Here is a 12379-nt window from a genome sequence, read left to right on the forward strand (position 1 = left end):
CGCATGCGGCTCGCATCTCGCTTGCATGCGGCCCGGACGAGGCGCTCGCCGACGCTGCTTGCCGCTCAGCCGCCGCGCCTGAGCTTCGCCAGCATCTCGTCGGTCACCAGCACGACGCCGTTCTCGGTCCGGTAAAAGCGTTCGCCATCGAGCGCGGGGTCTTCGCCGATCACGGTGCCGTCGGGGATCGCGCAGCCGCGGTCCACCACCACCCGGCGCAGCCGGCAGCTTGCGCCCACTGTCACCTCCGGCAACAAGACTGCCTCGGCAATGTTGCAGAACGACTTCACGAGCACATTCGACGAGACTACCGAGCGTGAGATCTGCGAGCCCGAGATCACGCTGCCGCCGCACACGATCAGGTTCGTGCCCGAGCCTTGCAGGCCGTTCAGGTCGCGCACGAACTTGGCGGGCGGCAACTGCTCCTGATAGGTCCAGATAGGCCAGTTGCGGTCGTAGAGATCGAGTGCGGGAATCGTAGAGGCGAGGTCGAGATTGGCGGACCAGTAGGCGTCGATGGTGCCCACGTCGCGCCAGTAGGGCTCGGCGTTCGGATCGGACGAGACGCACGAAAGGCTGAACGGATGCGCGATCGCGTAGCCATCGGTGACCACGCGCGGAATGATGTCCTTGCCGAAGTCGTGGTCGGTGGCGCTGCGCGAGATGTTCTCCTCGAGCTGCTTGAAGAGATAGGCGGTCTCGAACACGTAGATGCCCATGCTCGCGAGCGCGATGTCGGGGTGGCCCGGCATCGCGGGCGGGTCGTCAGGCTTCTCGACGAAACCGGTCACGCGGCGCGACTCGTCCACGGCCATCACGCCGAAGGCGCGCGCGTCCATGCGCGGCACCTCGATGCAGCCCACGGTGCAATCGGCGCCGCTCGCGGCGTGGTCGGCCACCATGCGCGTGTAATCCATCTTGTAGATGTGGTCGCCGGCCAGCACGATCACGTATTTCGGCGAGATGGAGCGGATGATGTCGAGATTCTGGTAGACGGCGTCGGCGGTGCCGCGATACCAGTGCGCGCCTTCCACGCGCTGCTGCGCGGGCCACAAGTCGACGAACTCGTTGAATTCGCCGCGCAGGAAGCCCCAGCCGCGCTGCATGTGGCGCAGCAGCGAATGCGCCTTGTACTGCGTGACGACGGCGATGCGGCGGATGCCCGAATTCAGGCAGTTCGAGAGCGCGAAGTCGATGATGCGGTACTTGCCGCCGAAGTAGACCGCGGGCTTGACGCGCTTGTTGGTGAGCGGACCGAGACGGGTGCCGCGTCCACCCGCGAGCACGATCGCGAGCGTGGTGCGCTGCAGATCGTTGAGGCTTGCCGGAGTTTCCATGATCGTCTCCTTGTTGTGCCCCCGGGGTGTCGCCAGGTCCGCGTCCGCCGGCTCATGCGCCAGAGGTGTTTTTGTGGGGCCGCCGAGGTGGGGCCGCGCAGGTGGTGCCGCCGAGGTCGGGCCGCACACGACGCGCCTTGCAGGTCGGCCCGCGCCGGCGCGCAGGCGGTCATGCCGGTGTGCCGTTTGCATGTCGTTTGCCCGCCGTCGGCAGCGCTTTTGTGACCGCGCAATGAATGTTCTAGCACCGAATGCCGCGTTGCGCGAATTCGCTGCACAGGGCGGCAGTCGGCGGCGCCTGTGCGAAAGCAGCAAGCCGCTTGCCCGGAGCGGTCTGCGAGCGGCGCGCCCATCGCGCGTTGCTGCGCTGCCCGCATGCCGGGCGCATGGCGGCTAGAATCGCTGACGCTCCGCGCGTCACGCCGGCTGGGCGTTGAAGGACCCGCCGCGCGCGAGGTCACGCCACTCATGACGACATTGCCCATGCTCTCGATACGCAAGCTTTCCACCATCGCCGCCTGTTGTGCCGCCGCATGTGTACTTGCCGCCTGCGCCGCCGGGAGTGGCGCGAACGCGCCGTCCGCCGCCAGCGCGCCTGGCGCTTCTGGCGCAAGCACACCGTCCGACGGTCCCGCCTATGGTCCCGAGCTGCAGGGCTTCGAATACCCGTACCCGGTGCACGAGTTCACCTTCACGTCCCAAGGCCAGACGCTGCACATGGCGTATATGGACGTGCAACCGGTGGGCCGGCCCACTCAAAAGCCCAACGGCCGTACGGTGGTCCTGCTGCACGGCAAGAACTTTTGCGCTGGCACATGGGGCGAGACCATTACCCAGCTCGCCGATGCCGGCTATCGCGTGATCGCGCCGGACCAGATCGGGTTTTGCAAATCGAGCAAACCTGCCGCGTACCAGTTCAGCTTCCAGCAGCTCGCGCGCAACACGCATGTGCTGCTCGCGTCGCTGGGCGTCGAGCGCGCGACGATCATCGGCCATTCGACGGGCGGCATGCTCGGGGTGCGCTACGGCCTGATGTATCCACGCGAGACGGAGCAGCTGGTGCTCGTGAACCCGATCGGGCTCGAGGACTGGAAAGCGAAGGGCGTGCCCTCGATCTCCGTGGACGACTGGTACGCACGGGAGCTCAAGACGAGCGCCGACGGGATACGCAAGTATGAGCAGTCGACCTACTACGCGGGCCACTGGGGCGAGCGCTACGAGCCGTGGGTGCAGATGCTGGCCGGCATGTACCGGGGGCCGGGCAAGCAGCAGGTTGCCTGGGATTCGGCGCTCCTTTACGACATGATCTACACGCAGCCGGTGGTGTACGAATTCGGCGAGTTGCGCATGCCGACGCTGCTGTTGATCGGTCAGAAGGACACCACCGCAATCGGGAAGGATCTCGCGCCGCCCGAAGTGCGCGCGACGCTCGGTAATTATCCGGAGCTCGGCAAGGCTGCCGCGAAAGCGATTCCGCACGCGACCCTGGTTGAATTCCCTGACCTCGGCCATGCGCCGCAGATGCAGGATCCGCAGGCGTTTCATAAGGCGCTGTTGGACTGGCTGGCAGCGGCGCCGGCGAACCGCTGAGCATTCGAAAGGCTTTCTGTCCCGCCACCGGAATTTCCGTGGAGACCGCCTGCCGACAGGTGTAGTCGGCGCGCGATGCGCCCCCGTTTTCTAAATACAGAACTTGCGATGTTTCGGTTGGCGCTAGGCGTCCAGTGGAATATAAGGTAATATTTGATTACCTTTGAAATATTCTGTAATCTTGCGCGCCCATCAGATCATTGCAGGGATGCTCGCATGAGCTGTTCGAAGGGCGGGTACATGGCCTGTGCCTGATGGCGCTTATCGAACACCATCGACTTGGACCGCCGCAGTCGATAAGGAGTCCGACGCATCTGCGCGCGCAGTTTGATGCGCCCATGCGGAGTCGACATTCGGGTGCCCCGGCGTTGTGAATTGAAGCGCTGTCGCGCTAGACGATATAGCGCGCACGCGACGTGGCCGGGCACTTTCTTCACGCTTCTCCCGAATTTTCTTCAAGTCAGCCTTCTTATGACAAGTTCGCTGGCGGCGACTCTCGTACTGGTCGCGGCTGCCTTCGTGCCTGGACCATTCATGAAAGTGCAAAACCGATCGTGGCTAATGACGTCAATCTCTGAAATTCGCCACCTGCTGTCCAGGTCGATTCCTGGGCGAACGCCCCATGACCTCTTCAGGCGGGCCCGCGTGCTGATGTACGCGCTGCTCAACCCGTTTGCAGCCCGCATCTGGTTAAAGGCACTATCGACGAACACTCTGCTTGCAGATATTGCTGCCCGCAACCGGCGCTTTCTCGAGCGTCCCTTTCATTGCTTTGCCCAGGCCGATATGCGTGCAAACGAGCGTGCCGAGCTGCTTTGCGGTCATTTTCGAGTCGTGCGGGAGCTGTTTGGCGAAGATCTTGTGCGCAGGCTCTACCTGAATTCGGAGCACGTGACGTTGGCATCGAGTGGCAGGTATGCGCTCGTTGTGAGCGAGCCAGTACGCTGCTGGCGCGAGGGCTTGCTTACCGTCGCGTGGCGCGACGTGTTCGAGCACGTCGATCTGGCGTGGGCGACCATCAGCTTCGAACGGCATGCCGGATCAGGCAAGCGGAGTGCGCTGATCGGGGGCCTGCAAGGGCCAGCCGGCGCGGACCGGGAGCGTGTGCGCGAGGCTACGCGCGCATGCCATGGCTTACGACCGAAGGCCGCTGTTATCGAAGCCGTCAGCGAATTGTGCAGGATGGCGAGGATAGACGCGCTCACGGGCGTGACGAAGAAGACGCACGTGTCCGCCGCAACGGCGATCCAGTTTGGCGCGGACTATGACGGCTTCTGGCGTGAACAAGGCGGGGTTGAGGTCGACGGGCGGTTCGTGCTGCCGCTTCGCCCCTATCACCGCGACGTCAGCGAGGTTCCGTCAAAGCGGCGTGCTGAATTTCGCAGGCGGCAGACGCTGATTGCGGATTTGCTGGAGCAGCTCGATCGGGCAGTCGACGAAGCTCTGACTGCAGATCTGAAGCTGCCTCATCTGGGTCACGCTCACGCGACGGCCGACGACCACCTGCTGGAACTCGCTGCTGCTCTGGCAACGGATTATTGTGAGGCGGAACCTGCGTGACGGCCGTGTGATGGAGTCGCGAGGGAAGGGTGAAGGAATCGCGTGCCAGGCGACTCCTCTGCTGAGGTCCTCTGTGAGCCCGATTGCTGCCGTCTACCCAATGGAATGGTCAATGGCGCAGGCGGGTCGACAAGCGCCTTTTCCCGGAGATCCGCGAGGAAGCTGATTCTCTGCCTCCGGCACATCGCTATTTCGCTCAAACCGTTATCCATGGCGCTGCTTCAGCTGCCTGGACTGCCTCGTTCATCCGCCGCAACGGTTTGGGCCGCTTCAAACGGCCCGAATGGACCAAACGGCCCAAACGGCCTCAATCACACCAACGGCTTCAGCAAGCGGCCATCTCCGCGCGCACTTCAGCAGCGATCTCGAACGAGCGCAGTCGCTTTGCGTGATCGTAAATCTGCGCGGTGACGATGAGCTCGTCCGCGCCGGTCTGCTCGATCACGGACGCAAGTCCCGCGCGCACCGTTTCCCGGTTTCCCACCACCGAGCACGCGAGCGAATGCGCGACGCTCGAAAGCTCGAATTCACTGGCCGCGATTTGCGCCACCGGCGGCGGGAGCTGCCCCGGCGTGCCGCGCCGCAGATTCACGAACTGTTGCTGCACCGAGGTGAAAAGCAGGCGCGCTTCGTCGTCGGTTTCGGCGGCGAACACGTTCACGCCCACCATCGCATGCGGCTTCGCGAGCTTGGCCGATGGCCGGAACTGCGAGCGATAGACGCGCAGCGCGGTGAGCAGATGGTCGGGCGCGAAGTGCGAGGCGAATGCGAAGGGCAGGCCCATCGCCGCGGCCAGCTGCGCGCCGTACAGGCTCGAGCCGAGGATATAGAGCGGCACGTGCAGCCCGGCGCCGGGCACCGCGCGCACGCGCTGGCCCTCGACGGGCTCGGCGAAGAGCCGCTGCAGTTCGGCCACGTCGTCGGGGAAGGCATCGGCGCTTGCCTGCAGGTCGCGGCGCAGCGCGCGCGCCGTGGTCTGGTCCGTGCCGGGGGCGCGCCCGAGGCCCAGGTCGATGCGGCCCGGATAGAGCGCTTCGAGCGTGCCGAACTGCTCGGCGATCAAGAGCGGCGCGTGGTTGGGCAGCATGATGCCGCCCGAGCCCACGCGGATCGTGCGCGTGCCGCCGGCCACGTGGCCGATCACGACCGAGGTGGCGGCGCTGGCGATGCCCGTCATGTTGTGGTGCTCGGCGAGCCAGTAGCGGTGGTAGCCCCAGCGCTCGGCATGCTGCGCGAGGTCGAGCGTGTTGCGTAGCGCGACGCCGGCGTTCGAGCCGGCAGGCACCGGCGAGAGATCGAGGACGGAAAAGGGAATCATGGGCGGGTGGCGTTCCGGAGTTCATGAGGCGCGGCCGTGCGAGCCTGCCCCGAATTCGCCGCGCGGGCGGCGGGGCGGCTGCAAGGCAGACGCAAGGTGCGGGCCATTGTGCCAAAGCGATCCGGATCGTGCTGGAGGCCTCCGGTAATCCATGCGCCTTATGGGGTTTCAGGCTGGGGTTTCAGGCGAGGTTTCAGGCGAGGCTCAGGTTATTTTGAATTGAATTGGAATAATTCTTGTTTATAAGCCTATTCACACGAGCTCTACACAATCTCGATTCAATGTCGTTAACGAGGTGTTTCAATAGGTTTACCGGATATTTTCTGATCTGAATCAGTTTGGAAGCTGGTCGTGAGAGTTGTGAAAGAATCGTTGCCTTTGCAAGTATGAGAAGCATTTTTGCGGGGGACGCGGAAGCGGTGCGCGGACGTTGCTGCTACAATTTTCGCCTTTGAATCAGGGCACAAGCAGTGCGATGCGGCCTTGCCTTCCGGCAGCACTCAATCGATTCCTCAGTTGGTTTGCTTAGGATCAAAAAAGTGTAGCCGACTGTTACGTTGATGGCGGCGAATATGCGGCGCGGCTACGATGCGCTTGTAATTTTTTGTGATATTTGGGGTGGGGCAAATGGTTGCAGGCGACACGCTTAAGCTAGCCGGCGCGCGGTGCGGTTGCGCCGCGACGGCATTGCGGCACGTCGGCTCCAGCGTCGGGGCTGGTGCGCGCGCAGGCTGCGTTTGGGCCGGCGCCGGCGCCTTCAGCCGCAACGGACGGCGTTACCCCGGCGACATGCGAGGCATCGTGGCATGACGGTCCTGCTTGATTTCCTGTCTCCGTCGGTTTGGTGGCTCGTGATCGCGCTGTGTGGCGCGGTGACTTTTTACGCCATCAGCGCCGCGCTGACCATGCCGCGTCTTGGCTCCGCCGCGCAGGTGCGTGCGGCGGCGCGGCGCGCCCGCGCCTGCACGCCGCTGCCGGTGAGCGTGCTCAAGCCGCTGTGCGGGGCGGAGCCGCGTCTCTACGAGAATCTCGCCACCTTCTGCGAGCAGCATCACCCGCGCTATCAACTGATCTTCGGCGTGTCCTCGTCGAAGGATCCGGCCATTGCGGTCGTGCGCCGGCTGCAGGCCGCGTATCCGGGCCATGACATCGCGCTCGTGATCGACTCGCGCGTCTACGGCAGCAACCTGAAGGTGAGTAATCTCATCAACATGGCGGCGCATGCGCGCCACGACGTGCTGATCGTCGCCGACAGCGATATCGCCGTCGAGCCCGACTATCTCGAGATCGTCACCGCGCCACTCGCCGACCCGCAAGTTGGCGTGGTCACCTGCCTCTACAGCGCACGCAGCGTCGGCGGCTTCTGGCCGCGCGTGGGCGCGCTCTTCATCAACGAGTGGTTCGCGCCTTCGGTGCGCGTCGCGCATTCCACGGGCTCGCGCGCCTTCGGCTTCGGCGCAACGCTCGCGCTCTCGCGCGGCACGCTCGAGCGCATCGGCGGGTTCGAGTCGCTCAAGGATTGCCTTGCCGACGATTACCAGCTGGCCCGCTTTGCGCGCGATCATGGGCTCGCCACCGTGCTGGCTCCCGTGGTGGTCGCCACCGACGTGATCGAGCCGACGTTCCGCACGCTGTGGCTGCGTGAGACGCGCTGGCTGCGCACGATCCGCTCGGTCAATCCGGCGGGTTTCGCTTCGCTATTTATTACTTTCACCTCGCCGTGGCTCGTGCTCGGCGCGCTCGCGTACTGGCTGATTTCGGCCAGCGCGGGAGCCGCTGCGGCCAGTGCCGGGACGCGCCTCGCGTTGGCCGCGCTCGGCACGAGCACGGTTGGCGGTATCATCGCGCGGTTGGCGCTGCACGCGCGCGGCAGTTCGAGCGTGCGGGAGTTCTGGCGCGATTTACCGCTGGTCCCGCTGCGCGACACGCTTTTGCTGCTGCAGTGGCTGGCCGCCGTATTCGGCTCGCACGTCATCTGGCGCGGCGTGCGCGTGGCGGTTGCCAACCCCGACGCGCTCGCGCCGGCCGACATGGCCGGGATCCCGCGTGCCGGCGGCGAAGCGCGTGTGAGCGCCGCGCCGCGCCGGGCGGCAGTCGAGGTATCGAAAGGCCGTTGATATGGCCCATGTGTCAGACCGAAGCGCCCCGGGGGCGTGAAACCCGGGCGCGAAATTAATATGTCGCGCGCAGCGCCGGCTCCAGCCGGCGCGCGCGCAATTGTTCATTCATGCCCCATTAATAAAAAGGGCTGCCGGAGCACTCATCTCATGAAAACGCTGTTTTTGCAGGCCCCGTCCTATGACGGCTTCGATGGTGGCGCAGGCTCGCGCTACCAGGCGAAGCGCGAGATCCGCTCGTTCTGGTATCCGACGTGGCTCGCGCAGCCCGCGGCCCTCGTGCCGGGCAGCCGTGTGCTCGACGCGCCCGCCGACGGCATCGGCGTCGAAGAAACGCTCAAGATCGCGATGGACTATGACCTCGTGATCATCCACACGAGCACGCCGTCGTTCCCGACCGACGCGCTCTTCGCCGAAGACCTCAAGAAGCGCAAGCCGTCGCTGATCGTCGGCATGGTCGGCGCTAAGGTGATGGTCGATCCGCACAACTCGCTCACGGCGACCGAAGCGATCGATTTCGTCTGCCGCGAAGAATTCGACTACACCTGCAAGGAAATCGCCGAAGGCAAGCCGTTCCCGCAGATCAAGGGTCTCTCGTGGCGCGCCAAGGACGGCTCGATCGAGCACAACGAAGCACGCCCGATCCTCGAGAACATGGACGAGCTGCCGTTCGTCGCGCCCATCTACAAGCGCGACCTGAAGATCGACAACTACTTCATCGGCTACCTGAACTACCCGTACGTATCGATCTATACGGGCCGGGGCTGCAAGTCGCGCTGCACCTTCTGCCTGTGGCCGCAGACGGTCAGCGGCCACCGCTACCGCACGCGCTCGGTCGAGAACGTGCTCGAGGAAGCGAAGTGGATCCGCGACAACATGCCGGAAGTCAAGGAACTGATGTTCGACGACGACACCTTCACCGACGACCTGCCGCGCGCCGAAGCGATCGCGCGCGGCCTCGGCAAGCTCGGCATGACGTGGTCGTGCAACGCCAAGGCGAACGTGCCGTACAAGACGCTCAAGGTCCTGAAGGAAAACGGCCTGCGTCTGCTGCTCGTGGGCTTTGAATCCGGCGACGACCAGATCCTCGTGAACATCAAGAAGGGCGTGCGTACGGACTTCGCGCGCCGCTTCAGCGCGGACTGCAAGCAGCTCGGCATCAAGATCCATGGCACCTTCATTCTCGGCCTGCCGGGCGAGACGCAGGAAACCATCAAGAAGACGATCGAGTACGCGAAGGAAATCAATCCGCACACGATCCAGGTCTCGCTCGCCGCGCCTTATCCGGGCACGACGCTCTACAAGCAGGCCGTCGAGAACGGCTGGATGGAAGAGAACAAGACCATCAACCTGGTGAGCAAGGAAGGCGTGCAGCTCGCGGCGATCGGTTATCCCAACCTGCCGCGCGAGGAGATCTATCACCACCTCGAGCAGTTCTACCGCCAGTTCTATTTCCGCCCGTCGAAGATCTGGGAAATCGTGCGCGAAATGCTCACGAGCTGGGACATGATGAAGCGCCGTCTGCGCGAAGGCGTGGAGTTCTTCCGCTTCCTGCGCGCCCACGAGGCATGATGGATGCGTCCGGCGTGGATACGCCGCGCGCGGACGCTGCCCCCCATGCCGCGAACACCGGGCAAGACGGCAGCGGCGGCCGCGCGCTGATCTTCACCGCCGATGACTTTGGCCTGCACGAGCGGGTCAACGCAGCGGTCGAGCGCGCGCATCGCGACGGCGTGCTCAACGCCGCGAGCCTGATGGTCGCGGCGCCCGCCGCCGCGGACGCGGTGGCGCGCGCGCGTCACTTGCCGAACCTGCGCGTGGGCCTGCACCTCGTGCTCGCCGACGGCGCCGCCATGCTGCCGCGCGCGCAGATTCCGGCGCTCGTCGACGCGGCCGGCCGCTTCGGCGACAACATGGTGCGCGACGGCGTGCGCTTCTTCTTCTTGCCGCACGTGCGCGCTCAGCTCGCCAAAGAGATCCGCGCGCAGTTCGAGGCGTTTGCGGCGACCGGGCTCGCGCTCGATCACGTGAACACGCACAAGCACTTCCATCTGCACCCCACGGTGCTTTCGCTGATCCTCTCGATTGGCCGCGAGTACGGCTTGCGCGCGATGCGCCTGCCGCTGGAGGCGGGCGCGCCGTTTGCGCTCAAGCCCTGGCTCGCGCTCGTGCGCGCGCGTCTTGCGCGCGCGGGCGTGGCGCATAACGATTACGTCGTGGGCATTGCAAAGACGGGCGCGATGGACGAGGCGGTGCTGCTCGAAGCGCTCGCGCATTTGCCGCCGCAGGGCGTGGGCGAGATCTATTGCCATCCGGCCGAAGCGCCGGCGGCAGGCGAGGGGCCGATCACGGCTTCGATGCGCACGTATCGCCATGCCGACGAACTCGGCGCGCTGATTTCGCCGCGCGTGGCCGAGGCCCTGAAGCGCAGCGGCGTGCGCCACGGCGGCTTCACCGATGTGTTTTTCGGTGGCAGGGCCAAGCCCTCGACATCCCGGGGTGCGAGCGCCCGGGCGAAGCAGACACAGGCATCATCATGAAGTGGCTTCAATGGCTGGGCTTGCCAATCGGGATCGCGATCCTGATCGGGCTGGTCGTGCACGACGGCGCGAGCGACGTGGTGCGCGTGATCGGCACGGCGGGTCCGGTGCTCCTCTGGCTCGTGCCGTTCCACGCGCTGCCGCTGCTGCTCGATGCGCACGCGTGGCGTCTTTTGCTCGACAAGCGCGCGCCGCTCAGTTTCCTCTGGTGGGTCGCGACCGTGCGCGAGGCCGTCAACCGTCTGCTGCCCTCGGTGGGGGTGGGCGGGGAGATCGTCGGCGTGCGCCTCGCGCGCTGGAAGCTGCGCGGTGCCGGCGACGCGAGCCAGGTCACAGCCTCGGTGATCGTCGAGGTGTTTGTGACGATCGCCGTGCAATACGCTTTCTCGGCGCTCGGCGTCGTGCTGATCGTGGCGGCGACGGGCGACGGCGGCTCGCTGCGCACCCTCGTCACCATCGTGCTCGCGCTGCTCCTGACGGCGCCGCTGCCCGTGCTCGCGGTCGTTCTGCTGCGCCGTGGCGGGGTGTTCCACGCGATCGAGCGCTGGGCCGCGCGCCTGCTCGGCACCGGCAATTCGCTCATGATGGGCATCGACGGCCAGCAGCTCGACGCCGATCTCGATCGGCTCATGTCGCGCACCGGCCTCATGTTCCGCGCGTTCTTCTGGCAGCTTGGCGGCTATATGCTCGGCGCCTTCGAGACGTGGTGGGCACTCACGCTGCTCGGCCATCCGGTCACGGTGGGCGAGGCGCTCGCCATCGAGGCGATCACCCAGGCCGTGCGTCACGCAGCCTTCATGGTGCCGGCGGGCCTGGGCGTCCAGGAAGTCGCTGTGGTGCTGCTCGCCCAGTTGTTCGGCGTGAGCCAGGAAGTGGCGTTCTCGCTCGCGCTCGTCAAGCGCATGCGCGAGGTGGTGTTCGGCGTGCTTGCGCTGCTTTCCTGGCAGGCCGCCGAGATCGTGCGCACACGCCGCTCGCTGCGCGAGCGCAACCGTTCCGCTGCCGCGAGCGAAGCGCTGCCCGCCGTGCCCGTCGTGCCTTCTGCGCCCGCGCGCCCGCTGCGTGAGCCGCATCCGAAGCATGCGCAACGCCACGACCAGACCCATTGACGGTACATTGTGGGATGTAAGCGCACGCTGAGCCAATGGGTGAGCGTGCGCGGGACGCGCCGCGTCGGCGATAGCGCTGGTGACGCCTCGCGATGTCCAGCCATTGCCCAGCGATGACATGCCGCTCATTTTTTCATCCACGCGCTCGCTTGCCGTGGCGTGCGCCGCACTGGCGGCGCTTACGCTCACGGGCTGCGACGACCGCCAGATCGACTCCATGCTCGACGCCCTTCGGCAGACGTTCAAGGCCTTCTTCGATTCGGTGAAACCCGACGTGCTGCTGCTCAAGGGCCTGACGCCCGGCGTCTCGACGCTCGAGCAGGTGCGCGAGCAGATGGGCAAGCCCGAGACCGAGCGCGTGTTCGAGGACGGCTCGCGGCGGCTCGAATATCCGCGCGGGCCCCAGGGGCTCAAGACCTACATGGTCGACATCGGCCCGAATGGACGGCTCGTGGCGATCACCCAGGCGCTCACCGCGGAGAACTTCGCGAAGGTGCGCATCGGCGAGAGCCAGGACGACGTGCGGCGCCTGCTGGGCAAACCGGGGCAGGTGGCCGCGTACCGGCTCAAGAAGGAGACGGTGTGGAGCTGGAAGTGGTTCGAAGGCGGCGTCACGCAAGAGGCGTATTTCAACGTGCACTTCGGGCCGGACGGCCGGGTCTCGACAACCTCGCGTTCCGACGTGATGCGCGGGCATTGATGGGCATTGCTGGGCATTAGTGGGCTTTGATGGGCTTTGATAGGTGCGAAAGGGCGTGAGTGAATACGAGCAGGTGTTGCGCAACGGACAGAGGGCATTGAATTTGCC

The 12379-nt window shown here is 65.5% G+C and carries 9 protein-coding genes; 7 read left to right on the plus strand and 2 right to left on the minus strand.

All coding sequences use genetic code 11. The features are described from left to right. Positions 1–65: 65 nt before the first annotated feature. Complete coding sequence (gene glgC / locus EYW47_RS04850; RefSeq protein WP_133193750.1) at positions 66–1337, minus strand: glucose-1-phosphate adenylyltransferase; 1272 nt, start codon at positions 1335–1337, stop codon at positions 66–68. A gap of 468 nt (positions 1338–1805) precedes the next feature. Between glgC and EYW47_RS04855 the strand changes: the two genes are divergently transcribed. Together EYW47_RS04855 and EYW47_RS04860 are read left to right on the plus strand one after the other, a co-directional pair. Next, the gene (locus EYW47_RS04855; protein ID WP_133193751.1) at positions 1806–2927 is read left to right on the plus strand and encodes an alpha/beta fold hydrolase; all 1122 of its coding nucleotides are present in this window, start codon (positions 1806–1808) and stop codon (positions 2925–2927) included. A 534-nt stretch (positions 2928–3461) separates the two neighbouring features. Beyond that, on the plus strand, positions 3462–4487 hold the full coding sequence (locus EYW47_RS04860; RefSeq protein WP_165976496.1) for a VirK/YbjX family protein: 1026 nt from the start codon (positions 3462–3464) through the stop codon (positions 4485–4487). Between the two features lie 325 nt (positions 4488–4812). On the opposite strand, the gene EYW47_RS04865 is transcribed toward EYW47_RS04860, so the two are convergent. Next, positions 4813–5805, minus strand: a complete 993-nt coding sequence (locus EYW47_RS04865; RefSeq protein ID WP_133193753.1) for an LLM class flavin-dependent oxidoreductase — start codon at positions 5803–5805, stop codon at positions 4813–4815. A gap of 806 nt (positions 5806–6611) precedes the next feature. On the opposite strand from EYW47_RS04865, the gene hpnI reads away from it, so the two are divergent. From hpnI to EYW47_RS04890, 5 genes are all read left to right on the plus strand, one after another. Then, the gene (gene hpnI / locus EYW47_RS04870) at positions 6612–7922 is read left to right on the plus strand and encodes a bacteriohopanetetrol glucosamine biosynthesis glycosyltransferase HpnI (RefSeq protein WP_133193754.1); all 1311 of its coding nucleotides are present in this window, start codon (positions 6612–6614) and stop codon (positions 7920–7922) included. A gap of 150 nt (positions 7923–8072) precedes the next feature. Beyond that, positions 8073–9494 (plus strand): hopanoid biosynthesis associated radical SAM protein HpnJ, encoded by a 1422-nt coding sequence (gene hpnJ / locus EYW47_RS04875; RefSeq protein WP_133193755.1) that lies wholly within the window; start codon positions 8073–8075, stop codon positions 9492–9494. Next, entirely contained in the window at positions 9491–10462 is a 972-nt protein-coding gene (gene hpnK, locus EYW47_RS04880) for a hopanoid biosynthesis-associated protein HpnK (RefSeq protein ID WP_240763546.1), read from the plus strand. Before hpnJ ends, hpnK begins: the two co-directional genes overlap by 4 nt. After that, complete coding sequence (locus EYW47_RS04885; RefSeq protein WP_133194197.1) at positions 10456–11571, plus strand: lysylphosphatidylglycerol synthase domain-containing protein; 1116 nt, start codon at positions 10456–10458, stop codon at positions 11569–11571. The genes hpnK and EYW47_RS04885 overlap by 7 nt, the downstream gene beginning before the upstream one ends. A 118-nt stretch (positions 11572–11689) precedes the next feature. Further along, the gene (locus EYW47_RS04890; protein WP_133193756.1) at positions 11690–12271 is read left to right on the plus strand and encodes a hypothetical protein; all 582 of its coding nucleotides are present in this window, start codon (positions 11690–11692) and stop codon (positions 12269–12271) included. Positions 12272–12379: the final 108 nt, after the last annotated feature.

It is taken from the genome of Paraburkholderia silviterrae, from assembly GCF_004353915.1.
Taxonomy (GTDB): Bacteria; Pseudomonadota; Gammaproteobacteria; order Burkholderiales; family Burkholderiaceae; genus Paraburkholderia; species Paraburkholderia silviterrae.

Coding starts and splice junctions, on each gene's coding strand:
- glgC (WP_133193750.1), bottom strand. CDS start 1,337: ATGGAAACTCCGGCAAGCCTCAACGATCTGCAGCGCACCACGCTCGCG.
- EYW47_RS04855 (WP_133193751.1), top strand. CDS start 1,806: ATGACGACATTGCCCATGCTCTCGATACGCAAGCTTTCCACCATCGCC.
- EYW47_RS04860 (WP_165976496.1), top strand. CDS start 3,462: ATGAAAGTGCAAAACCGATCGTGGCTAATGACGTCAATCTCTGAAATT.
- EYW47_RS04865 (WP_133193753.1), bottom strand. CDS start 5,805: ATGATTCCCTTTTCCGTCCTCGATCTCTCGCCGGTGCCTGCCGGCTCG.
- hpnI (WP_133193754.1), top strand. CDS start 6,612: ATGACGGTCCTGCTTGATTTCCTGTCTCCGTCGGTTTGGTGGCTCGTG.
- hpnJ (WP_133193755.1), top strand. CDS start 8,073: ATGAAAACGCTGTTTTTGCAGGCCCCGTCCTATGACGGCTTCGATGGT.
- hpnK (WP_240763546.1), top strand. CDS start 9,491: ATGATGGATGCGTCCGGCGTGGATACGCCGCGCGCGGACGCTGCCCCC.
- EYW47_RS04890 (WP_133193756.1), top strand. CDS start 11,690: ATGCCGCTCATTTTTTCATCCACGCGCTCGCTTGCCGTGGCGTGCGCC.